Source organism: Ferrimonas balearica DSM 9799, from assembly GCF_000148645.1.
Taxonomy (GTDB): Bacteria; Pseudomonadota; Gammaproteobacteria; order Enterobacterales; family Shewanellaceae; genus Ferrimonas; species Ferrimonas balearica.
This window is the reverse complement of the sequence record NC_014541.1, coordinates 2102571-2125935: the sequence shown is the minus strand read 5'-3', so window position 1 is coordinate 2125935 and position 23365 is coordinate 2102571. Positions and strand designations below refer to the sequence as shown.

14 protein-coding genes and 9 tRNA genes are annotated in these 23365 nt (G+C 56.7%); 9 read left to right on the top strand and 14 right to left on the bottom strand.

The window, feature by feature from the left end; translation table 11 throughout:
* Nucleotides 1-9 precede the first annotated feature (9 nt).
* From FBAL_RS09650 to rlmKL, 6 genes are all read right to left on the bottom strand, one after another.
* Nucleotides 10-492 carry a glutathione peroxidase gene (locus FBAL_RS09650; RefSeq protein WP_013345403.1) on the bottom strand — a complete coding sequence of 161 codons (483 nt, stop codon included), beginning with the start codon at nt 490-492 and terminating at the stop codon, nt 10-12.
* A gap of 84 nt (nt 493-576) precedes the next feature.
* Complete coding sequence (gene rmf, locus FBAL_RS19940; protein WP_013345402.1) at nt 577-753, bottom strand: ribosome modulation factor; 177 nt, start codon at nt 751-753, stop codon at nt 577-579.
* Between the two features lie 346 nt (nt 754-1099).
* On the bottom strand, nt 1100-3148 hold the full coding sequence (locus FBAL_RS09645; protein ID WP_013345401.1) for a DUF3466 family protein: 2049 nt from the start codon (nt 3146-3148) through the stop codon (nt 1100-1102).
* A 9-nt stretch (nt 3149-3157) separates the two neighbouring features.
* Nucleotides 3158-5080 carry an ATP-binding cassette ATPase Uup gene (uup, locus tag FBAL_RS09640; RefSeq protein WP_013345400.1) on the bottom strand — a complete coding sequence of 641 codons (1923 nt, stop codon included), beginning with the start codon at nt 5078-5080 and terminating at the stop codon, nt 3158-3160.
* Nucleotides 5077-5313, bottom strand: coding sequence for a glutaredoxin family protein (locus FBAL_RS09635; protein WP_013345399.1), 237 nt, complete (start codon nt 5311-5313; stop codon nt 5077-5079). The genes uup and FBAL_RS09635 overlap by 4 nt, the downstream gene beginning before the upstream one ends.
* Complete coding sequence (gene rlmKL, locus FBAL_RS09630) at nt 5303-7405, bottom strand: bifunctional 23S rRNA (guanine(2069)-N(7))-methyltransferase RlmK/23S rRNA (guanine(2445)-N(2))-methyltransferase RlmL (RefSeq protein WP_013345398.1); 2103 nt, start codon at nt 7403-7405, stop codon at nt 5303-5305. The genes FBAL_RS09635 and rlmKL overlap by 11 nt, the downstream gene beginning before the upstream one ends.
* Before the next feature lie 176 nt (nt 7406-7581).
* Between rlmKL and FBAL_RS09625 the strand changes: the two genes are divergently transcribed.
* From FBAL_RS09625 to FBAL_RS09585, 9 genes are all read left to right on the top strand, one after another.
* Nucleotides 7582-7658, top strand: a tRNA-Met gene (locus FBAL_RS09625).
* 22 nt (nt 7659-7680) lie between these two features.
* Nucleotides 7681-7757 (top strand) — tRNA-Met (locus FBAL_RS09620).
* A 114-nt stretch (nt 7758-7871) separates the two neighbouring features.
* A tRNA-Met gene (locus FBAL_RS09615) sits at nt 7872-7948 on the top strand.
* A gap of 30 nt (nt 7949-7978) precedes the next feature.
* A tRNA-Met gene (locus FBAL_RS09610) sits at nt 7979-8055 on the top strand.
* A gap of 113 nt (nt 8056-8168) precedes the next feature.
* Nucleotides 8169-8245, top strand: a tRNA-Met gene (locus tag FBAL_RS09605).
* 114 nt (nt 8246-8359) lie between these two features.
* Nucleotides 8360-8436, top strand: a tRNA-Met gene (locus tag FBAL_RS09600).
* Between the two features lie 114 nt (nt 8437-8550).
* Nucleotides 8551-8627, top strand: a tRNA-Met gene (locus tag FBAL_RS09595).
* 31 nt (nt 8628-8658) lie between these two features.
* Nucleotides 8659-8735, top strand: a tRNA-Met gene (locus FBAL_RS09590).
* A 30-nt stretch (nt 8736-8765) separates the two neighbouring features.
* Nucleotides 8766-8842 (top strand) — tRNA-Met (locus FBAL_RS09585).
* Nucleotides 8843-9217: 375 nt separating this feature from the next.
* On the opposite strand, the gene FBAL_RS09580 is transcribed toward FBAL_RS09585, so the two are convergent.
* The 8 genes from FBAL_RS09580 to FBAL_RS09545 all read right to left on the bottom strand — a co-directional run bounded on the left by FBAL_RS09580 (nt 9218) and on the right by FBAL_RS09545 (nt 23348).
* Nucleotides 9218-10228 carry a DUF2955 domain-containing protein gene (locus FBAL_RS09580; RefSeq protein ID WP_013345397.1) on the bottom strand — a complete coding sequence of 337 codons (1011 nt, stop codon included), beginning with the start codon at nt 10226-10228 and terminating at the stop codon, nt 9218-9220.
* A complete protein-coding gene (locus tag FBAL_RS09575; RefSeq protein WP_245544388.1) occupies nt 10218-11186 on the bottom strand; it encodes an HlyD family secretion protein in 969 nt (322 codons plus the stop codon). The genes FBAL_RS09580 and FBAL_RS09575 overlap by 11 nt, the downstream gene beginning before the upstream one ends.
* 450 nt (nt 11187-11636) lie before the next feature.
* Nucleotides 11637-12833 (bottom strand): patatin-like phospholipase family protein, encoded by a 1197-nt coding sequence (locus FBAL_RS09570; protein ID WP_013345395.1) that lies wholly within the window; start codon nt 12831-12833, stop codon nt 11637-11639.
* Between the two features lie 103 nt (nt 12834-12936).
* On the bottom strand, nt 12937-13476 hold the full coding sequence (locus FBAL_RS09565; protein ID WP_013345394.1) for a cell division protein ZapC: 540 nt from the start codon (nt 13474-13476) through the stop codon (nt 12937-12939).
* Nucleotides 13477-13663: 187 nt separating this feature from the next.
* Nucleotides 13664-14689 (bottom strand): quinone-dependent dihydroorotate dehydrogenase, encoded by a 1026-nt coding sequence (gene pyrD / locus FBAL_RS09560; protein ID WP_013345393.1) that lies wholly within the window; start codon nt 14687-14689, stop codon nt 13664-13666.
* Nucleotides 14690-14749: 60 nt separating this feature from the next.
* Nucleotides 14750-19591 carry an NAD-glutamate dehydrogenase gene (locus FBAL_RS09555; protein WP_013345392.1) on the bottom strand — a complete coding sequence of 1614 codons (4842 nt, stop codon included), beginning with the start codon at nt 19589-19591 and terminating at the stop codon, nt 14750-14752.
* Nucleotides 19592-19932: 341 nt separating this feature from the next.
* Entirely contained in the window at nt 19933-22323 is a 2391-nt protein-coding gene (locus FBAL_RS09550; RefSeq protein WP_013345391.1) for an efflux RND transporter permease subunit, read from the bottom strand.
* A gap of 11 nt (nt 22324-22334) precedes the next feature.
* A complete protein-coding gene (locus tag FBAL_RS09545) occupies nt 22335-23348 on the bottom strand; it encodes a WD40/YVTN/BNR-like repeat-containing protein (protein WP_013345390.1) in 1014 nt (337 codons plus the stop codon).
* Nucleotides 23349-23365 lie beyond the last annotated feature (17 nt).

Here is a 23365-nt window from a genome sequence, read left to right as displayed (position 1 = left end):
TAACAGCTTCTAAGCTAACAGCTTCTCAATGGCGCCGGCGATCGACTCAGGTTTGGTCGTCGGCGCAAATCGTTCAACCACCCGCCCCTCTCTGTCCACCAGAAACTTAGTGAAGTTCCACTTGATGTTGTCGCCCAGCCAACCGCCCTTCTCCGCTTTAAGCCACTCAAATAAGGGGTGCGCGTTGTTGCCGTTCACGTCGATTTTGGAAAACAGCGGAAAGTCGATATTGAAGCGCAAATCGCAAAAGCCACGGATCGCCTCGTCGTCTCCGGATTCCTGATTGCCAAACTGGTTACACGGAAAGGCCAACACCGAGAAGCCACGCTCGCCAAACTCGTTTTGCAACTTCTGCAGGCCTTCATACTGGGGCGTAAAACCGCACGCACTGGCAGTATTGACCACCAGGAGCACTTTGCCGCGATAGGCTTCCAAGGATTGGGGCTCGCCGCCGTTGAGGTCGGCACTGAATTGGTAGATGTTCCCTGACATGGTTGTCCTCCTTTATGCGCTTCCAGCATACGGCAACCACCGGGCCTTAAAAAGCCCTCCAATGGGAGGGCGACTGATGAGGGGTTACTTGGTAAACAATCCCGTTTCTCGGCCATCAATGGCTTCCCGCCATCCTCCGAGCCAGTGCATCTTTGCGTCCGGTGCATGATAAGGGCAATTCTCTTTCGAGCGGCCGGTCAGGCCAGCTTGAAAACCGCGGGAAAAAGCCCGATCCATCTTATCCCGTTTTTGTCTTTTCATTGGCATATCATCCCTCGTAACAGTGATGTGCAAATGTGGAAGAGGCCGTCAGCCTCCAGACAATAGTTGATGTTTTTTTCGCCGAGATCAACAGGCCAAAACCCTTGACAATGTCGGTTGAACTTTAAGCTTCTGAGACAGAACGATTAAAAATTCAAGAAAATTTGATGCGGCTGAAGATCCATGCCCGGCGCAACCCTAACCGGCTGAAAATCGTCAAACTGTTGGCGCTCATCTGGCTTTTGACGCAGGCGAGGATAGGTGCCTGAACGCTATTGGTTAAATCGCGCTCTGGCGGATTGAAACAAAAAAGGAGGCCGAAGCCCCCTTTTTCAACACCTTTCGCTTAGCTCTGGCGGCGACGCCACCAGGCCAGCGGGGCCAGTGCCATCAACCAGGCCCAACCAAAGCTGGCGCCCTGTCGCTCGTTCGGCGGCGGGTTCAGGCCATCTTCGATGGTCAGGGTACAGGTTTGTGCAGCATCCACGGGCTTGAGCACTACGGAGCGCGGCACCTGGTTGGTGGTCGGATTGCCGTTGGCGTCGGTCTCGATCACCGGCTTGCCGGTTGCCTCGTCGATCACCACAACGGTTCGGATGGTGGTGTTGCCATCTTCGTCGGTCTCTTCCACCTCTTCGGTTTTCACCCGTGGCAGGCGCACCAGGGCGGTCGCCACGATGTTGCCGTTATCGTCGATCTGGTTGGCGTCCACCAGAGTGATCTCAACGTTATAGGTGATGGTGGTAGAGAAGTTTTCGTCATCGACGACGGTGTAGCTCTTCCACAGGTTGCCGGCTTCATCAATCTCAACGCCTTCATCCCCTTCCTGAGCCGGTACGTAACCGCGGGAATCGCAGGTCAGCAGCTCATTCAGGTTGATAAAGTCTTCGTTGGTGTGGTCGTACGCAAAGGCCCGAACCCGACGCGGCAGGTTCTTAACCCGGTCCACTTCGATGTTACCGACAACGATGCCGTTGTTGTTGATAGAGCGACCAATGGAGGCCAGATCGGACTGGCTGTCGAAGAAGTCATTGGGCTCAGTAAACATGTAACGTTGCCCGTCGCGGTACTCTTCCGGCTCCGCGCTCAGGTCTACTACCGCAAACTTGTTACGAACGTAACCATCAATCCAGCGGCGTACGACACCCACGGCCAGACCACTGTCGTTCACGTCGTAGGCAATGGACTGCTCAACACGCTCGCTGTCTTCAACGGTCGGACCGATCAGATAGGTGGAGTAATCACCACCGTTCGCTTTCCAAGCCTGCGCGTACAACGTGCTCAGCGGTCGGTCACTTTTACTCAGTTGATTGCCTCGACCAACGATAAAGTCGTTATTGCCGTCGGACAGACCCAGAGCCTGGCCAAGGTAGACGTTGTCGCGGTCAGATTCGGTTGGCAGTTCACTCGGAGTGAAGGTCAGCGGCAGCGGCTGCTGGCTGACAATGCTCATGCTGCTGGTATCAACCTGCCAGACGTAGCCACGGGTTTGGTAGCCAATGACCGAGCCATTTTGCAGGTTCTGAACGCAGGCTTCGATCGGCAGCGGAACGGTCTCGCTGTCTTCGTCAGCGAGGGCTTCAATACAGAGGTCGATGTTGTCGCCGGCGGTTTCGCTGAACTCGGTTGAGGCATAACCCACTACCACGCCATTGTCGTTAACTGCGGTAGCAACGCTGCTGCCGCCCGTCTGAACCGGAGTGGGGTCGAGATCTTCGTCGGCGGTGACATAAGCCATGGACGCCGCTTCCGGCGGCAAAAGCAGGTAGCCCGCGTCGGACTGCACAAACGCACGGCTTTCGAAGTCACGGTAGTAGAGGAACTCACTGCAGTCCGAGTTTTCTGCCGGGTCGCAGTTTTCGTTGGGCAGCGGCGTTGCCTGCAGCGCAGAGGTGCTGCCGGTGCGCAGGCCCAGGGGTGTGGCATCAAAATAGAACGCGTTGGTGCGCGGAATGGCGTCCGGGTTCTCATCCTCATCCGGGTTCAGTACCGGCGGGGTGTTTTCCAGCAGCGGCACATAGGCGGGCTCCCAGTTGGTCGCCGCGCTCTGTTCAAACAGGAAGTTGTTGCCGTTAAAGGGGCGGTAGATGCTGTTGGTGGTGGCTGACTCTTCCGGCAGGATGGCGTCTACGACGTCGTCGATAACGTTATCGTCTTCGGAGGTGGTCGCATCATTTACCCCCTTGGCAATACCGAGGGCGGTCTCGCCCGCAAAGGCGGCACCATAACCATTTCGGGAGTTGTCCAGAGTGCCGCGAATCGAGAACACCTCATTGATGTTCTGAATCTCGTAGGCTGGCCAATTGGCCTCGGCCTGGACGCTGGTCGCGCCCAGGGCCATTGCTGCACTGACAGCAACCGCCACCTTCCGGGTGGCAAACAACGTTGGGCTCATAGTTTCCCCTTAAGCCTGACCCTGCATCGCTTCGAGCTCTTCCCAGCGTGCAAAGTCCTGTTCCAATTCTTGTTCTTTTTCAGCTAATCGAGTGAGGACCGCGTTTACCGCCTGGCTGTCGCCATCGAAAAATCCGGGTTCTGCGATTTGAGCCTGCAAAGATTCGATCTCCGCTTCAAGCGTTTCCAGCTTGGCGGGCAATGCATCCAGTTCGCGTTGGAGCTTGTATGTTAGCTTCTTCGGCGCTGCACTTGAAGGCGCGCTTGCCGGCTTACTGGACACAGGTTCGCTCGGCGCTTCAACCGCTTCCTGGGTCTGAGCCTCCGGACGATAGAACTTGGCGCCTAACGCTACCGCATCCTGGTACCCACCGACAAACTCATCCCACTGGCCATCACCATTAAACCACCAGGTGGTGGTGACGGTGTTGTCGATGAATTCCCGGTCGTGCGATACCAGCAGAAGCGTACCGTCAAACTCGGCCAGCTTGGCCTCGAGCAGTTCGAGGGTTTCGACATCCAGATCGTTGGTAGGTTCATCCATCACCAACAAGTTAGCGGGCTTCAAAAACAGCTTGGCCAGCAGCAGGCGGTTCTTTTCGCCACCAGACAGCGAACTTACCGGGCTGCGCGCCCGCGCCGGCGCAAACAGGAAGTCCTGCAGGTAACCCAGAACGTGGCGGTCTCGCCCGCCCACTGTCACCGTGTCTTTGCCTTCGCCAACGTTTTCCTGAACGGTTTTTGCCGGGTCCAGTTCCAGTCGATGCTGATCAAAGTACGCCACCTGAAGGTTGGTGCCCTGCTTCACTGTGCCCTGCTGTGCCGGCAACTTCTCCAGCAACAGCTTAATCAGGGTGGACTTGCCGCAGCCGTTGGGACCAATCAGGGCGATGCGGTCGCCCCGCATAACCGAGGTGGTCAGTCCCTTAACAATGGGGCTGTCGGCCCAGGCGTAACCCAGGTTTTCAACATCGAACACCAGCTTGCCGGAGCGTTCACCCTGGTTCATCGACATGTTGGCTTTGCCAAGGCGGTTGATGCGGGCGGCGCGCTCATTACGCATCGCTTTCAGCGCGCGAACCCGGCCTTCGTTACGGGTACGGCGGGCCTTGATGCCCTGGCGGATCCACGCTTCCTCTTTGGCCAGCTTTTTGTCAAACAGCGCCGCCTGCTCCTCCTCGACCCGCAGCGCTTCCTCTTTACCATCGAGGTAGGTTTGGTAGTCGCCCGGGAATGAGAGGATTTGGCCGCGGTCGAGGTCGATGATCCGTGTTGCCATCCGGCGAATAAAGCCACGGTCGTGACTGATAAACACGATGGAGCCAGAGAAGCCCAACAACAGCGTTTCCAGCCACTCAATGGCGTCGATGTCCAGGTGGTTGGTGGGCTCGTCCAGCAGCAGCACGTCCGGGGCCTGTACCAACGCACGCGCCAGCGCTGCACGACGTTGCCAGCCACCGCTGAGTGCGGTCATCGGTTGCTGGCCATCGAGCTCAAGGTGGCTGAGGGTCTGGTGGATGCGGGTTTCAAACTGCCAGCCGTTATGGTGGTCCATCGCCTCCTGCGCTCGCGCCAGGCGGGCCAGGTTTTTCTCGCTGGGGTCGGCCATCACCTTCTGGTTGGCCAGCTCAAACTCTTCAATCACCTTCCCCAGCTGCGCCAGACCTTCGGCGACGTACTGGAATACCGTGCCGCTCTCTGCGCGCGGCGGGTCCTGCGGCAGGTACGCGATGGTGATGTCGGTGTTTAAACCAAGCTGGCCGTCGTCCAGCTCCTGCAAACCAGCGAGCACTTTCAGCAGGCTGGATTTACCGGCGCCATTTCGGCCAACCAGACACACACGCTCGTTCGGCTCTAGCACGAAGTCGGCGTGATCAAGCAACGGAATATGACCAAACGCCAACTGCGCCTGGTTCAACCGGATCAGACTCATTCGTCATCCTCAACAAATTGGGTCAACTGGGCCAGATCAAACGGCCAGCCCAGTTCGGCGCCGTCCTGACGGCGCACAACCGGAATTCGGATGCCATAGGCTTCCACCCATTCCGGCTTATCAACAATATCGGCTTTGCTGTGGGCGATGCCGCCCTCCAGCAACAGAGCTTCCGCCTGCTCACACAGATGGCAGCCATCGGTATGGAACAGCACTACCGTGTTATTCGGCATGGTGCAGAACCCAGGCGTTATGGATCTGCTTGTTGCGGGCAAAGTCCGGAGATTGGGTTTGCGCCGTAATGTTTTTTGCCACCAGGCCCAACTCGCGGATCCCCTCTTCGTCCATCTTGAAGTGACGCTTGTTATTGGAGAACAGGATCTCACCGCCCGGCGCCAGAATGCGCTTAAGCTGGGTCATCAGCCACAAGTGATCGCGCTGAACATCAAAGGTTTTCTCCATACGCTTGGAGTTGGAGAAGGTCGGCGGGTCAATAAAGATAAAATCGAACTGCTCCGGGCACGCTTCCAACCAGGCCAGGCAATCCGCCTGAATAAAGCGATGCTCACGACCACGCAGGCGGTTAAGACTGAAGTTATCTTCGGCCCAGCGCAGGTAGGTTTTCGACATGTCGACGGTGGTGGTCGCACGGGCGCCGCCCACGGCAGCATGTACCGAGGCACTGCCGGTGTAGGCAAACAGGTTTAGGAAGCGCTTATCCTGTGCATGTTCCTGGATATAGCGGCGGGCCAGGCGGTGGTCCAGGAACAGGCCGGTGTCGAGGTAGTCGGTCAGGTTCACCAGGAACTTGGCGCCATATTCGTTCACCTTCAGCTCTTCGTGCTCTTGAGCCAACTTCTCGTATTGGCCTTTGCCTTTCTGCTGTTGGCGCACCTTGACGATCACCTGCTGCGGATCCACTTCGAGCACTTCCGGCAGGTGCAACAGTACGTCGATCAGGCGTTGACGGGCTTTCTGCTCCGGTACGGACTTCGGCGGCGCGTACTCCTGTACCACAACCCAGTCCTGGTAACGGTCGATCGCCACGTTGTATTCCGGCAGATCGGCATCGTATACGCGGTAGCAGTCGATATCCTGCTGCTTCACCCACTTGGCGAGGCCCTTCAGGTTTTTCTTCAGACGGTTGGCAAAATCTTCACCAAATACACGCCCGCCCACCCCTTCGGTAATGGGGTAGTTTGCCAGAATCACTTCAAGGGCACCGTTGTACAGCTTGTATTGCTTCTCCGCTTTCAGGCGCAGCGCACTGAGGAGCATGGGATCGCTGCACAACAGGCTCACCTGCCAGCCGGCCCACTCCGCTTTGAACTGCTGCCCCAAACGGGCAAACAGATGCAGCAGTGCCGGCATATCGCCTAGACGCTCACCATAAGGTGGGTTAGCCACCACGTAACCTTGGGTTGCTGGCGGAGACGGCATATTGGTGGCATCGCCACCTTCAAACTGAATCAACGAGGCCACGCCCGCACGCTCGGCGTTCTCTTTGGCGATCGAAAGAACCCGGCGATTGATGTCGCGACCGATAAAGCGGGTTTTACAGTGGTTCTGGCCACGGTTAGCGCGCACCTGCGCTTCGGTCAGTACTTCGCGCCACAGCGCAGGCTGGTGGCCGGCCCAGTGATCGAAGCCCCAGCTTTGGCGTTGCAGCAACGGCGCGGTGTCGGTGGCCATCAGTGCGGCTTCGACCAACAAGGTGCCGGAGCCACAGAAAGGATCGATAAGCGGTTTGTCCATGGCCTGAGTCCAACCGCTGCGCATCAGCACAGCCGCAGCCAGGTTTTCACGCATGGGGGCTTTGCCTTTGTCCAGGCGGTATCCACGCTGGTGCATAGCGGCGCCAGTCAGATTCAGACCGACCAGCAACTTGTCGGCTCGCAATGCACAGTCGATACGGATCTGCGGGGATTGCTTGGATACAGTGGGTCGCGTGCCCCACTCTTCCATAAAGCTGTCGACGATGGCGTCTTTGACTTTCAAAGCGCCGAACTGGCTGTTACGGATCTCGCGGTTACCGCCGTGGAAGTCCACCGCAAAATCGTTTTGAGGCGCGAAGACACCCGGCCAGAAGATCCCTTTTACGCCGTCGTAGATCTGTTCTGCTGTTTTCGCTTGGACTTCGTCCAGCACCAGCACGATGCGGCTGGCCAGACGACTCCAGAGACAGATCCGGTAGGCGGCATCCAGTTCCGCTTCAAAGTGGACGACAGCCTGGCCTTCTTTGGCATTAACGGCTCCGAGCTCGGTCAGTTCATCGACCAGCAAGTATTCCAACCCCTTGGGGGTGGCGGCATAAAAGCGCTTCATGGATGGGATCTTAATTCGGTGACAAAGGCCGTATTATACCGGCAATTGCGCCTCGAAGCCCCTCCTCTATAGGGAAAAACACCTTGGTGCAAAATCTGACCGAACAGTCCCTGCTAATCGAGTTTTCCCTTGCATACTGAAATGCCAGTGAATATGATACGCCCCGCTTTTGAGGACGCGGGATGGAGCAGCCTGGTAGCTCGTCGGGCTCATAACCCGAAGGTCGTCGGTTCAAATCCGGCTCCCGCAACCAATTCTCACAAGCCTCTTTCGGACGCGGGGTGGAGCAGCCTGGTAGCTCGTCGGGCTCATAACCCGAAGGTCGTCGGTTCAAATCCGGCCCCCGCAACCACTTTTCAAGATGATCTGAATCGGTCTTCATAACCCTCAGGCCATCGCCGTGGGACGGCCCGTTAAATCCGGCCCCCGCAACCAACTTCCCTTCAGAAGTAAAATGATAATCGGACGCGGGATGGAGCAGCCTGGTAGCTCGTCGGGCTCATAACCCGAAGGTCGTCGGTTCAAATCCGGCTCCCGCAACCACTTCCCTTCAGAAGTAAAACGATACTCGGACGCGGGGTGGAGCAGCCTGGTAGCTCGTCGGGCTCATAACCCGAAGGTCGTCGGTTCAAATCCGGCCCCCGCAACCACTTTTCAAGATGATCTGAATCGGTCTTCATAACCCTCAGGCCATCGCCGTGGGACGGCCCGTTAAATCCGGCTCCCGCAACCACTTCCCTTCAGAAGTAAAACGATACTCGGACGCGGGGTGGAGCAGCCTGGTAGCTCGTCGGGCTCATAACCCGAAGGTCGTCGGTTCAAATCCGGCCCCCGCAACCACTTTTCAAGATGATCTGAATCGGTCTTCATAACCCTCAGGCCATCGCCGTGGGACGGCCCGTTAAATCCGGCTCCCGCAACCAACTTCCCTTCAGAAGCAAAACGATACTCGGACGCGGGGTGGAGCAGCCTGGTAGCTCGTCGGGCTCATAACCCGAAGGTCGTCGGTTCAAATCCGGCCCCCGCAACCACTTTTCAAGATGTTCTGAATCGGTCTTCATAACCCTCAGGCCATCACCGTGGGACGGCCCCTTAAATCCGGCTCCCGCAACCAACTTCCCTTCAGAAGCAAAACGATACTCGGACGCGGGATGGAGCAGCCTGGTAGCTCGTCGGGCTCATAACCCGAAGGTCGTCAGTTCAAATCTGGCTCCCGCAACCAACTTCCCTTCAGAAGCAAAACGATACTCGGACGCGGGATGGAGCAGCCTGGTAGCTCGTCGGGCTCATAACCCGAAGGTCGTCAGTTCAAATCTGGCTCCCGCAACCACTTCCCTTCAGAAGTAAAACGATACTCGGACGCGGGGTGGAGCAGCCTGGTAGCTCGTCGGGCTCATAACCCGAAGGTCGTCGGTTCAAATCCGGCCCCCGCAACCACTTTCAAGATGATCTGAGTTGGTCTTCATAACCCTCAGGCCGTCGCTGTGGGACAGCCCGTTAAATCCGGCCCCCGCAATCACTTTCAAGATGACCTGAATCGGTCTTCATAACCCTCAGGCCATCGCCCAAACAGAAAAGCCAACATCACGTTGGCTTTTTTTGTATCCGTCCCCTCCCCCGTATTCCTTGCAGGACAATGCTGACTGATTTTTTGAGTCAATGACGTGGCAGTTCGAACTGGTGCAAACCGAGAGTGCTTTTGGTGATACGGGATAGCGTCATGTAGGGGAAGTACAGCTGCGCGACCCATTGGCCGCACAAACAAAAGAAGGCTGATGACCCAGTTTGAAGGGTCATCAGCCTTTTGGCGTTCTAGGTACGGGACTCCAGTTCCGTCGTTGTCTTAGGTTGCAGCACTATCAGCACCAGCATACCCAACACAACCGCGCCCAGAATCGACAGCAGGCGTTTTCCATCGGCAAGCAGTGCGGTGCCAGCGGTTTCTGTCAGCCCGTAATACACCAGCACAATAAAGCCGGTATAGAGCAGTTGAAGAGTGTTAAAACTGGCTTGTCGCTTGATCGCATAAATCCCCATCAGCATTGCACACACCAAAGCGGCGCCGAGTTGGCCAATGAAATTGGTCTGCAGCAAGCTCATTAGCAGCACCGGTAAGGCAAACAGAAAACCACCATAGGTGGTGGCCACCCTGAACCAGCCATATTGCTTACCCACGATGGGGTTTGGGTCTTTAATGATGTTCGCGACGGTGATGGCGACAATGGTGCTTTGGGCCAGATCCATGCGAATCACGGCCCATAGCACCAGGATTACGACGGCCGCTTTCACCACCAGATGCCAAATCTCCGTGTGCAACGCCTGACTGGGCGGCGCTTTCGGCGTTTCCGCAATGGGGTCGCCACCGGGAAACAGGAAATAGGCCAGATAGGCGGTCAGTCCGGCATAACCCATCTCAAGCAGCAGGCTCAGTGATAACTGGCTCACTTCCGCGCCTTTCTGTTGGGTAAATACCGCGACGATCGCTGTCGAAACCAGCATCAGGATGCCAAGCAGGTCGGCCGGGTTATCGCGGATCCGCTGCATACACCAGTACACCAGCACGAACAGCATGATGTAGTAGACCAACGGGTGGTCAATCAACAGAATGCTGATCTGCGCCTGCACCCATGCCGTGGCGGCAAGTACTGACGCCATCATCACCACCATGATCACCGGGGGGGCGACTGCAGAAACGGAAAGAAAGACCGCCGCCAACGCTGGCGCAATCAGCGGTAAACGGGTGCCAAACTGGTATTGTAAAAACAGCAGTAAGACCGGAAATACCGCCAGACGAATCAGGCCGTTAGCTCGACTATGAAACATAGCTCAGATAACTCCAGATCCAGGTCCAGAGGTCGAGCAGTTTCTCACCGGTTTCAGTCTGTCCCGGATAGAAACTGACGGTGGCCCGGCCGCCATATCTCAACTGAACGTCATCGGGCAGCTCAAGAAAGCGAATGTTGACCGGGAAACGCTGCGCATGCTGCAACCCATTGGGTGAGGTCATCAGTCCACTGTTCGCGTCCACTTCCAGACTGCCATTACCGGCACTGCCCCAGCCGATAGACTGAACTTCGCCTTCAAAACTGCGGCCCGGATAGGAGTCCAGAATGATCTTTACCGGCGTCCCGGGTTTAACGTAGGCCAGTGAGATCTCCCGGACCATGGCGGTCAGCCAAAGCGAGTCGTTGTTGATGTAGGTAAGCAGCGGTTTACCGGCAGCGGCGTAATCGCCGGTCGCCAGCTCCATATTAGTGATAACCCCATCGCCCGGCGCATACAGGGTGGTATAGGAGAGATTCAGCAGGGCCTGATCGAGTTGGTTAAGCGCAGACTTCAGTTGTGGGTTGTTTTCGCCAATCGGGCCCAGCGCCTGCTTGGCCTTTTCGAGATTTGCCGTCGCTTGTGCCAACTGCGCTTCTGCGGACTGAACGTCGGCAAGACTGTCATCCAGGGCAGACTGACTGATAACGCCGTTTTCAGCCAAAGCCACGTTGCGCTCAGCGTGTTGGCGGCTGTTGTCCAACCGCACCCGGGCCGCGACCTGATTGGCTTTCGCAACCGCGACTGCAGCGGTGTCTGCATCCACGGACTGGGTAGTTTGCTGTAATGCCGCTTTGGCGGAATCCACTTTGAGTTGGAACTGGTGCTTTTCAAGTTGGATCAGGGGTTCGCCCTGAGAAACCCGTGCATTGTCCGGTACTAACACTTTTTCGATCTGTGCGGATACCTGAGGGCTTAACCGAATCAGTTGGCCATTAACCCGGACGTGATCGGTCATCGGTGTGAGGCGGTCAACCCACAAGGTGTAGAGCCAAATAGTGAGTGCTGCGAACAGAAGAATGAAGGTAAAACGGCGCGCACTGTTGAGTGTTTTCCCCGAATCCTGAGGCTCAGACGGTGCAGACTCATTGGACGTCGCGTTGGTTGAAGGGCCAGAAACGGAGTCGTTCATGGGCGAGGTTCCCTAATACTGGTTGGCGGTGCACCAACATGAAAAAACAAAGAAGACGCGTAAAGTGTCGAACTGTTCAATACTTCAGCGCCAATATCTTACTCGGTGACGGTGATATGGTGTGCCATGGTCATCACAAAACGTTTTTGCTGCCTGGTCATTATTCAGGCAGCAAAATGCGCAAAGGCAGGACAAACGGATCATTCACAGCAGCGAAAAATAATGCCATAGCGCGGTTAAACATACTCTGAACCAAGGTCATCAATTCGTTGCCATTTATGGCTCATCGTCCTCACCGTCATTGATGGAGGCGCCCTTAATAAACCAAAGCCTGTCGGAAAGGGCCCGCTCCCGACCGTACTGATACAACGCCTTCATATAGTCGGTATCAAACACCTCGTCGATGGAAACATCCACAACGGCATCGACCGGGATCCAGGTGGACTTGATGCGAATATGGTCCCGTTCCGACAGGTACAACAGCCGGTAGATATCCCCTACCCCCTGAGTTCGAATCAGTGTGCCGATGGTGCGACCGGCGATCGCCTTCAGGTTAGGGTCAACCGTTTGGTAGCGTGACTCGACCCGTGAATTTCGGATCAGGTAAAGCGTTGGCGTTCCTTTCACATCCAGCAAGCGGATCACTTCTGACCAGTCTATGTTGCTGGGCGCGAAAAACAGTTGGGCAGTGACTCCGCCATCCACATGCATCTCATCCATCGGTTGTCCCTGAGGGCCTTCGACAGGCACATAAACCGGCGGAAACAGGCCCGGTAACGCGGCGGATGCAAGAAACAGCGAGCGAATAAATGGGTAGGCGCCAGGGTGACCAGATGCGGCAATTCGCGTCACATTCCAGATTACCGGACGACCCGCATCCAAATTGGTGGTGCCAATCAGCAGTTGTCGGCCCCGAAGATACTCAGCGGCGATGGCATCCAGTGTCCGGTCATCCAGAAACCGAGCAATACTGGCTTTAAAAGGCGTCGTATCGCCGACCGCATCGGCAGTAAATAAACTTAACCAACTGCGTTGGGTGTAGAGGTCCTTTGAGCCCAGGGTGGTGTAGATCGCTTCCAAAACCGGATCGTACTCAGAACCCAGAAACGCAAAGGGTGCGATCAGAGCTCCGGTACTTATCCCGGTCACCATAGTGAACTCAGGCCGGGTACCCGCCTCACTCCACCCGGCCAGCACACCAGCGCCATAAGCACCGTCTTCAGCACCACCTGAGAGCACAAGGTAGTGATGTTCCCTGTGCATGATCGCCGGGAATACGGTTTCCAGTTCCCCGTATTTTTTAAGGATGTCCGTTGGTGTTATGCCAATCTCGTCTCCCCACTCCCGCAGATCATCCCTGCCTAACACCGTTACAGATTCAGACATCGATTCAGGTACGGGTTGCCGCTCAACACTGCTGCAGCCACAAAGCGACAAGGCGATGAGCAACGGAAATAACGTTCGAGTCGACATGAGCCAGCCTCGCTATAGACACCGTGAAACAGTGTAGCGTCTGGCGCTTAGGGCGGAGTTTGCGCAAAGAAAAACGCCTCGCTGTTCAGCGAGGCGTTGGTATTCAGGCGGCGACGATGCGCCGGTGCTTCAAGCTCTGACAGGGTGACAGTCTGTCGTTCATCACTTTAATCAGCTCAAACTGTTTCATCGTTTTCTTATTGCCCAGAGCCAGGCTCTGTTCCAGCAACATCAGCAATGACGACTGCTCGCCGCCATCCACCACAGCAAAACGAGCGCGCTCTGAGCCAGTATCGAGCTCAACCAATTTACCATTACAGGCGTAGGCGATGTGCGCACTGGTCTGGAAAAACCAGCTTTTTGGCATCATCGGGAGGCTGAAGAAATGCGCGGCTGTGAGATTCAGTGCAATTTGCACCACTTCCGGCGCGCTGTTAGGCAGCTGTTTACGCAACCGATCAAGCACATCGTTGTAATAATCGGCGTGTTGCGCACTGAAAGCGGCACCGTGCAGACTGTCGGGAATAAGATGACGAGCACTGAACGGGCTGAGAAATAACCAATCCTCACCGAGTTCCAGCGCTAACTTATCTTCGTCATGATGATACATCCATGCCCAACAGGGTTCTGGTGTGATGTACATGATGCTTATTCCATTCCCTAGCCCAACATTATATTAGACTATTAATTAACCGCCTGACAAGCTTGGCTTAAAAAATATCCTTTTATGATCAGGATCTTAGGTGATCACATTTTGATCGCCGGATCGGATCTTTGATCGCTCGATCAAAAAAGGGGCCGAAGCCCCTTTTTATTTCATCATTGAGGCATTATTTGCGCTTCAAAAACGCTTCAGTGATCGTTTTTACCAATTCCGGACCGTTGTAAATAAATCCGGTATAAATCTGCACCATCTTGGCACCAGCATCCAGTTTGTCCATGGCATGCTGTGCAGAGTCGATACCACCAACTCCCAAAATCGGCAACTTGCCATCCAGCGCGTCCGCCAGCTTGCGGATCACAATCGTGGAGCGTTCGGTCAACGGAGCACCGGACAGGCCACCCGCCTCAGTATGCTCAGGCAGGTGCTCTACCCCTTCGCGCGCCAGCGTGGTGTTGGTTGCGATTACGCCATCAATCTCATGGCGAACCAGCGACGCAGCAACCTGACGGATCTCCTCATCAGACAGGTCCGGGGCGATCTTCAGGGCAACCGGTACGTACTTACCGTACTTCTCTGCCAGCTCGCGCTGCTTGGTTTTCAGCGACGCCAACAGGTCATCCAGCATCTCACCGTACTGCAGGGTACGCAGGCCAGGAGTATTGGGAGAGGAGATGTTGACGGCGATGTAACCGGCAACGTCATACACCTTCTCCATGCAGATCAGGTAATCGTTCTTACCCTCTTCCAGCGGCGTGTCTTTATTCTTGCCGATGTTCACACCAATAACGCAGTTGCCGGGGTTGGACGCCTTGATGTTGGCGACCAGGTTGTCGACGCCTTTGTTGTTGAAACCCATCCGGTTGATGATCGCGCGCGCCGGCTTCAGGCGGTACAGACGCGGCAGGTCGTTACCCGGCTGGGGACGCGGAGTCACTGTACCCACTTCCACGTGACCGAAGCCCATGGCAGCAAACGCGTCAATCGCTTCACCATCTTTGTCCATACCCGCGGCCAGACCAACTGGGTTGGGGAACTGCACGCCCATAAATTCCACCGGGGCGTGAGGGACATTCTGTGCATAGAAGCAGGCCAGCGGCGTGTTCGCGGTGCGACGCAGGCTGCCCATGGCGAAGTCGTGCGCAAATTCCGGATTGGTTTGGAACAGGAATTTTTGTGCGATGCGGTAAAACATTCTTTCTCCAGATCTAAAAAAAGCCCCGGCTACGGCCGAGGCTTTTCCCTATAGGTTGGTTTAACGTGCCTCAGCGATCGAGTCACAGCGCATGATAAGCAGGTTCAGTTCCCGCAGTGCCACAGAGAACTTGGAGAACTCATGGCTCTTGGAGGTACGGAACTCCGCCATCATGTGCAACCAGCGGTCCAGGGTTGCGTTATTGTCATCTACCCACTGCTCAATGATAGCGTCCGCCTGGCATTGGGCACCGCAGTTACGCAGTACCACCAGGGTCAAACGGCGCTGCAGCCAGTCCAGTTCTTCGCGGAAGCCCGCGCGAGCCAACGCTTGCCAGTGGTTTGAAACCGGCTGCTCGTTGATCTGCTCAAGGAACCAGTGCAGCTCGATGCCGGCACCGAGGCGGAAGTAGGTCTCGGCCACGAGGGAAACCGGCTTATTATCGTCTTTCGCGATCTCTGCCAGATCCAACGCTGAGAACAGGGTACTCAGGCGGCTTACCGTGTGTGCCAATTCGGCATTCACACCACTTGCCACCAGGCTCTCAGCACGGGCCTCGATACCACGGGCTTCCTCCTCCTGCAGCAGGGAACCAAAGCTCTGATTGAGCTCTTGAACCACTGGCTGGAAGAACGCCACGCTCGCTTCGACATCGAGGTTGCCAGTGCGGCGGCGCAGGAACCAGCGTGTGGCACGGCGTACCGTGCGTTGCAACTGGTAGAGCATCTCGTGTTGTCGCTCGGCATCGACAACGCCGTTCTGCTCGATGATCTGCGCCTTAATGCTATCTAAGCCAAACACTTGGGCGGCAATAGTGTAACTCAGTGCCACTTCCGAGACTGAGGCACCTGTCTCATCCTGCATACGCTGGATAAAGTTCAGGCCCATATTATTGATGATGTCGTTGGCCAACGACGTCGCAATGATTTCAGCCCGCAGCGGGTGCTCTTTCATCCATTCGCTGTACTTGGCCTGCAGGCGTACCGGGAAGTACTCAAACAGACGCTGAGAGATGGTGGGCTCATCGGTAACGCTCGGATCCACCAGCTGCTCTTTCAGCACCATCTTGGCGTAAGCCACCAGAACCGACAGCTCCGGACGGGTCAGGCCATGGCCAGCCGCCAGGCGTTCAGACAGCTCTTCATCGCTGGGCAGGAACTCCAGCGCCCGGTCCAGCTTGCCCTCTTTCTCCAGGTACTGGATAAAGCGGATCTGCTCTTTCAGCTGCTCGCCATTACGGGCTTGCGTTACTGAGATGGACAGAGTCTGGTTGCGGCAGTCCTCAAGGACGATCTCGGCAACCTCATCCGTCATCTCAACCAGCAGCTTATTGCGCTGCTTAACGGTCATCTCGCCTTCCGCCACCAGGCGGTTCAGCAGGATCTTGATGTTCACTTCGTTATCGGAGCAGTCCACCCCGCCAACGTTATCAACAAAGTCGGTATTGATGCGTCCGCCAGCCTGCGCATACTCAATGCGGCCCAGCTGGGTCAGGCCCAGGTTACCGCCCTCGCCCACAATTTTGGCTTTGAGCTGACTGCCGTTGATGCGCACCGCATCGTTGGCACGGTCGCCCACTTCAACGTGGGTTTCACGAGCGCCTTTGACGTAGGTGCCGATGCCGCCGTTCCACAGCAGGTCCACTTCCATCTGCAGCAGGTGCTGAATCAGCTCGTTCGGCGTCATCTGCACCTTCTTGGTGGCCAGCATGGTCTTCATCTGCGGCGTCAGCTTGATGGACTTGGCGCTGCGGTTGAAGATGCCACCGCCTTCGGAGATCAACTCAGCATTGTAGTCCTCCCAGCTGGAGCGCGGCAGCTTGAACAGGCGCTCACGCTCTTCATAGCTGGTGGCCGCATCCGGCGTCGGGTCGATAAAGATGTGCATGTGGTTGAACGCCGCCTGCAGGCGGGTATGGCGTGACAACAGCATGCCGTTACCAAATACGTCACCGGCCATATCACCAATCGCCAGACAGGTGAAATCGGTGGTTTGGCAGTCGACCCCCATTTCGCGGAAGTGGCGTTTGACCGATTCCCAGCCACCGCGCGCGGTGATGCCCATCTTCTTGTGGTCGTAGCCGTATTGGCCGCCGGAGGCAAACGCGTCGCCCAGCCAGAAGTTGTACTCTTCAGAGATGCTGTTGGCGATGTCAGAGAAGGTCGCGGTGCCTTTATCCGCCGCCACCACCAGGTAGGGGTCATCTTCGTCGTGGCGCACCACATTCAGCGGCGGGACCAGTTCGCCCTGCTCAATGTTATCGGTAACATCCAGCAGGCCGCGGATAAACATACGGTAGCAATCCTGACCTTCCGCCAGCATGGCATCACGCTCTGCCGGCAGTTGTTTACAGACAAAGCCACCTTTGGCACCGGACGGAACGATCACGGTGTTCTTCACCTGCTGGGCTTTGACCAGACCCAGCACTTCGGTACGGAAGTCTTCACGACGATCGGACCAACGCAAACCGCCACGCGCCACTTTGCCGCCACGCAGGTGCACCCCTTCCATCCGCGGCGAGTACACGAAGATCTCAAACTTCGGTAACGGCAGCGGCATCTCAGGGATCAGTTCAGGCAGCACCTTAAAGGAAACGTACGGCTTGTCTTCACCGGAGCTGACCGGCTGGTAGAAGTTGGTGCGCAGCGTCGCTTCAATCAGCTCAACGTAGCGACGGATGATGCGGTCATCGTCGAGGTTGGCGACGTCATCCAGGTAGGCCTCAACCTGGGCCAGCTGCTTGTCCAGAGTGCGGTTTGCCCGGCTCTTCGGGTTAAAACGCTTGGCAAACATGTCCACCAGCAGGCGGGCAATGTGAGGATACTTATCGAGAGTCTCGGCGATGTACTCCTGGGAGAAGGTCACGCCGATTTGACGCATGTACTTGGCGTACGCCCGTAGCACAGTCACTTCACGGCCAGTCAGGCCGGCAGACAGCACCAGATGGTTAAAGCCGTCATCTTCATACTCTGCCGCCCACACCTTGCCCAGTGCTTCCTGGAAACGGGCCTGATAGGAGCTGATGTCCTCCTCCACTTCCCCTTTGAAGGTCATGGAGAAGTCGAGGATCCAGTATTCGTTGCCCTCAGACGTCACCACCTGATACGGACGTTCACCGATAACGCGCAGGCCAAAGTTTTCCAGCATCGGCAGCACATCGGACAGATGGATTGGCTCGTTCTTGTGGAACAGCTTCAGGCACACCTGTTTGCCGCCGAGTTTTTTCTCCTGCGGCTGATAGAACAGCATGCCCAGTTCGTCAGAGGTTTCCAGCTTCTCGAGGTGCTCGATGTCCACCAGCGCGGCACTGGGCAGCACATCTTCTTTGTAGCTGCGGGGGAATGCGTTCACAAAGCGGCGGGACAGTTGCTTGCCTTGCGCTTCACCGCGGCTTTCCACCAGGGCGCTGTCGAGCTTGTCTTCCCAGGAACGTGCCAGTTCAACCAGGTTGTTTTCGAGCTCTTTTACGTCGATATCCATATTGTTGTCTTCCACCTTCACCAGGTAGTGGGTGCGCGCCAGTGTGGACTCTGAGAAATAGGTGGTGAACTCCACCTCATCTTCACTCTGGAAGCATTCCGCCAGCAGTTTCTGGGTCTTAATGCGCAGCTGGGTGTTGTAGCGTTCCTTGGTGGTGAACACCAATGCAGAGAAAAAGCGACCGAAGGGGTCCCGACGGACAAAGAGTCGAACCTTGTCGCGGTCCTGCATGTGCAGAATGCCCATGGCGCCTTCAAACAGCTGCTGTTCGCTGGCCTGGATAAGCTCATCCCGGGGATAGGTTTCCAGGATGTTCATCAGCGCTTTGTAATCGTGGCTGTTCGGCGCCAGCCCGGAACGGCTCACGACCTGTTCCAGCTTACGGCGGATCAGTGGGATTTCGCGGGGGCTGCGGTTGTACATTGACGAGGCATAGAGGCCAATAAAGCGATGCTCTCCGACCACCTGCCCGTTCTCGTCAAAGCATTTGACGCCAACGTAATCGATGTAAGCGGGGCGATGCACCCGGCTTTTGGTGTTGGTTTTGGTCAGGATAAGACGACCGCTGCCCAGCGCTTCTTTGCGCGCTTGCTCCGGCAATGAGGAAAGCAGCAGACCCTGGCTGGGTTGCTCTCGCATGATCCCCAGGCTGCTGTCGTTATCCCCCTGCAGATTGATGTCGCCTTCAACCCGGGTCAGGTCGTAGTGACGGTAACCCAGGAAGGTAAAGTGGTGGTTAGCCAGAAACTCAAGGAACGCCACCGCTTCTTCACGGTCGCTCTCGTGACCGGCATGAGGGCCGGTTTTGACCATGTTGGTGACTTCCGCCAGCTTGTCCTGCATCGGCTGCCAGTCATTTACTGCGGCGGTCACGTCCAGGATCACGGAGTCCAGTTCGCGGGCCAACGCGGTCATGCGCTTGGCATCGTCGATGTTATCGACCTCCACCAGAAAGACCGCAACGCGCTCATCGTCGGCCTGCCCTTCCAGTACGTGACGCACGCCATTTACTGCGCCCTTGTCGTCACGGGTGATGGCGACCGGGGAGTGAATCATCAGGTGAGACGCAATACCAGAGCGGTTAAGCGCCATGGATACGGAGTCCACCAGGAACGGCATGTCCGGCAACACCATTTCGATGATGGTGTGGGCGGACTGCCAACCGTGGGTGCTTTGCACCGGGTTATACACCCGATTGCGGAATTCACCGGCTTGAGTCTGGTTAAGGGTGTTCCAGAGGCTCAGTGTCGCGCCGTACAGATCACTGTCGCTGCGCTGGGAGAGTTCATCTTTTGCCAGGGTGCCAAAAATAAGGCGGGCAAAGGCGTCGATTAGGGGGGCTTGCTGCTCCGGCATTTTCTTGTGGATCAGCTCCACGACGTTGTCGAGCAGGACTTGGGGCGTTGACGGTTGCATGGCCATGTTGCTTGTCCTTTCTGCGATGGCGCTTGTTCGCTAATTATTGTTTTGCCGTTTGATCTGCCGCGGCCTTGGCGGCACTTGCGAGGCGAAGTGTATCACCCTTTACTACTCAATGTGAGCCGTTACGCATTTTGAAATTGGGGGTTTTGTATGGGTTTTGAGCAACTTTGACAACTCAGTCAGTCAGTGCCGCAAAAACTGCAAATTCACGCAGGAACCGGGCGCCTTTATGCAGCAAACTGACTTGGTAAGACCAGTGAATTGCCCTGACCGGATTTTTTGATTGGCCTGACAAACAAAAACGCCACCCGGAGGTGGCGTTTCGTTTCAATGGCTTAGCGTTACGCCGCCTGGCGGGTGTCCGTCGAGGGTGCCTGTTGAGACACAGGATGGCCCTTGCCCCACAACAAACGAACCAGTGCAGGCAGTACCACTACCGCGGCCACCATGTTCACCAGGAACATAAAGGTCAGCAGGATGCCCATGTCCATCTGGAACTTCAGGCTGGAGAACACCCAGGTGCTGACGCCGACCGCGAGGGTAATACCGGTAAACACCACCGCGTTACCGCGCTCACACAACGCTTTAAGGTAGGCATCCTGTACCGCCATGCCGGCCCGCAGATAGGGTGTCATGGTCGACAGGATATAGATACCGTAGTCCACACCGATGCCCACACCCAGTGCAATCACTGGCAGGGTGCTGACCGTCAGGCCAATCTGCAGGAAGGTCATCAGCGCCTGCGCCAGAGTGGACACCAGATACAGGGGCAGAATCACCGCCAGCGTGGCACGTAGCGACTTAAAGCTCAGCAGACACAACAGGAACACCGCGCCGTAGACGTAGATCATCATCGGCGTCTGGGCTTCGGCCACCGCTTCGTTGGTGGCGGCCATGACGCCCGCCGGGCCGGAAGCCAACTTGAACTGGACCTCTGGGGTGTTAAAGCGCTCCGCTTCCGCTTTCACGGCTGCCACCACCCGGTCCAGCGTCTCGGCTTTATGGTCCTGCAGGAACAGGTACACCGGCATCACACTGCAGTTGCCGTTCAGCAGGCCGGATGAGGTCGGTACCCGCGAGGTAGCCTGCACCAGTGTGGCGGTGGTACGGGGCAAAGTCCGCCACTTCGGGTTGCCTTCGTTATAGCCGCCATTCACGATCTTGGCGATGGATGCCAGGCTCGCTGTGGATTGCACGCCCGCCACATTCTCAACTCGCCATTGGAACCGGTCGATGCGCTCCATCACCTCATGGTAGGTACAGGCCTCCGGATAGGCTTCCACAATCACCGTCAACACGTCCGTGGTGATGGAAAAGTTGTCGGTAATGTAGAAGGTATCCTGATTGTATCTGGACTCCTCCTTCAGCGCCGGCGCACCGGCGTGCAGATCACCGATCTTCATGGTTTGGGCCTGGAAGTACCCCAAACCAAACAACACCAGTGCTGCACCAACCACGACCTTGGCACGGCGTCCCTCAGCAAAGCGGGACACGGTGTGCCAAATCGGGGCAACCTTGCCATGGCTGGCGCGGATTTTATCCAGATAGGCGGGTGAAAACTTCACGTAGGAGAGCAACACCGGCAGCAACACCAGGTTGGTCAGGATGATCAGGCCCACACCCAGCGACGCGGTGATGGCCAGTTCACGGATGATGCCAATGTCGATCGCCAGCAGGGTCAGAAAGCCCACCGTATCAGACAGCAGGGCCACGCCTCCGGGCACCAACAGCGAGCGGAAGGCCGATTGCGCCGCCGCTTTGGCGGTGGAGCCCTCCGCCACCCGGTGTCCCACCGCATTAATCATCTGTACGCCATGACTCACACCGATGGCAAACACCAGGAACGGGACCAGGATCGACATCGGGTCGAGGCCAAAGCCGAGGACCGTCAGTCCGCCCATCTGCCACACGACGGCGATCAGCGAACAGCCCAGCGGCAACAGGGTCATCATCACGCTGCGGCTGAAGTAGAACACCATCACAGCGGTGATCAGGATGGCAATCAGGAAAAACAGCAGTACGTCTTTGGCACCGTCAGCCACATCACCGGACATCTTGGCAAAACCGATGATGTGCACCTGAATCTGGTCATCCTCGTACTGCTGGCGGATCTCCGCTTCGAGCTGTTCGGCAAAGGCCAGCACATCCATCGAGCGGGTCACCGGGCCACCCTCGACGCGTTCCTCTTCCGGAATGGGTACCCAGTCCAGCAACTGTGCGGTTACCATCGCTGCACTGAAATCGTCAGAGACCAGGCGACCCACGATGCCCGCTTTCTCGACGTTGTCTTTAACCTGGGCCAGGCCCGCGGGATCCGCGCTGAAGTCAGCAGGGATAACCGGGCCGCCACGGAAACCGTCCTCAACCACTTCGGTAAAGCGGGTTGAGGGAGAGTAGAGCGATTTGACCTGGGTGCGATCCACACCCGGGATAAAGAACAACTGATCGTGGATCTGACGCAGAACCTCGAAGAATTTCGGGTTATAGATGTCGCCGCTTTTGTCCGATACCGCCACCATGATGCTGTTGGCGCCACCGAATTGCTCGCGGTGCTTCATGTAGGTCTGCATATAGGGATGGTTTAGCGGGATGTTCTTGGTGAACGCCGCGTCCATCTTCAATTCTGTAGCACTGTACCCAAGAAACGCGCTCATCAGCGTAAACAGGATCAGTACGGCCGCACGGTGGCGGAATACCATCAACTCGATGGTGTTTATCCATTTATCCAGCACGGTACAACTCCTTATTCCGCCAACGGATAGAGGTTGGCACCATTACTGCCAACAATGAGCAGGCTGCCCTCGCCCGCCGGCGCCACAGCCACAAGGTCTTCCCCTTTGAGCAGCACCTTAGAGGTAAAGCTTTGCCCCTGGTCGTCACTGCTTAACAACACGCCGCCGTTGGCAACCAGTACCACTCGTCCGTCTTCCAGGGCGATGCCACTGTTAATGGTCGACTGAATGCCGGTTTCCACGGGGCGCCAGTCCAGACCCCCGTTATCGGTACGGAACGCATTGCCACGCAGGCCAACCGCCAACAAGTGGCCTGGCGCCAGCTCTACCAGATCCATAAAGGAGCCAAAGTAGATCTCCTCCAGTTTCTCCCAGTGATGACCGTTATCACTGGAGCGTGCCATAAAGCCCATCTCGCCCAGCAGGAACAGATCGCCATTGGCCAGACGCTTGATGCGATTAAAGTGCGGCAGGATGGCACTGCGCTCATCGAGATACAGCGCCTCATCTTCCGCCTTGAGCTCATTCAGATACTCGCGGTCTTCCTCGAACAACAGCTCATCGTGGAACTCTTCACGCCAGCTTCGGCCGCCATCGGTAGAGCGGTAGAACAGGCCATAGGCACCAACGGCGATCGCTTCATTACCATCCAGTGCGAGCACATCCAGCAATGGCTTGTCCTTATTGGGCAAGTTTTGCTGAATCTGCCAACTCTGGCCGCCATCGCTGGTGGCAAGTACGGTGACGTCGTGGCCAACAGCCCAGCCACGCTGCTCATCGGCAAAGGTCACGGAAGTCAGCATGACACTGAGTGGCGATGCAGCTTGCTGCCACTTCTGACCATCGCCCTGAAGCACCGTGCCACGGTCCCCCACCAGCAACCAGCCATCACCGCGGCGCTCAATATCCAACAGCGGAGCCTGAGCCGCTTTGGGCGCCAGGTATGCCGCGTGGGGATTGTCGGCTTGTGCCGCCAACACCGAAGTGCTGAGCAAAGCCGTGGAAAAAAGGATTCGATACAACATAGGAACTCTCGAATAAG

Coding starts and splice junctions, on each gene's coding strand:
- pyrD (WP_013345393.1), bottom strand. CDS start 14,689: ATGTTTTACCGCATCGCACAAAAATTCCTGTTCCAAACCAATCCGGAA.
- FBAL_RS09650 (WP_013345403.1), bottom strand. CDS start 492: ATGTCAGGGAACATCTACCAATTCAGTGCCGACCTCAACGGCGGCGAG.
- FBAL_RS09570 (WP_013345395.1), bottom strand. CDS start 12,833: ATGTCGACTCGAACGTTATTTCCGTTGCTCATCGCCTTGTCGCTTTGT.
- FBAL_RS09575 (WP_245544388.1), bottom strand. CDS start 11,186: ATGACCGATCACGTCCGGGTTAATGGCCAACTGATTCGGTTAAGCCCT.
- rmf (WP_013345402.1), bottom strand. CDS start 753: ATGAAAAGACAAAAACGGGATAAGATGGATCGGGCTTTTTCCCGCGGT.
- FBAL_RS09645 (WP_013345401.1), bottom strand. CDS start 3,148: ATGAGCCCAACGTTGTTTGCCACCCGGAAGGTGGCGGTTGCTGTCAGT.
- uup (WP_013345400.1), bottom strand. CDS start 5,080: ATGAGTCTGATCCGGTTGAACCAGGCGCAGTTGGCGTTTGGTCATATT.
- FBAL_RS09555 (WP_013345392.1), bottom strand. CDS start 19,591: ATGGCCATGCAACCGTCAACGCCCCAAGTCCTGCTCGACAACGTCGTG.
- FBAL_RS09635 (WP_013345399.1), bottom strand. CDS start 5,313: ATGCCGAATAACACGGTAGTGCTGTTCCATACCGATGGCTGCCATCTG.
- FBAL_RS09565 (WP_013345394.1), bottom strand. CDS start 13,476: ATGTACATCACACCAGAACCCTGTTGGGCATGGATGTATCATCATGAC.
- rlmKL (WP_013345398.1), bottom strand. CDS start 7,405: ATGAAGCGCTTTTATGCCGCCACCCCCAAGGGGTTGGAATACTTGCTG.
- FBAL_RS09545 (WP_013345390.1), bottom strand. CDS start 23,348: ATGTTGTATCGAATCCTTTTTTCCACGGCTTTGCTCAGCACTTCGGTG.
- FBAL_RS09580 (WP_013345397.1), bottom strand. CDS start 10,228: ATGTTTCATAGTCGAGCTAACGGCCTGATTCGTCTGGCGGTATTTCCG.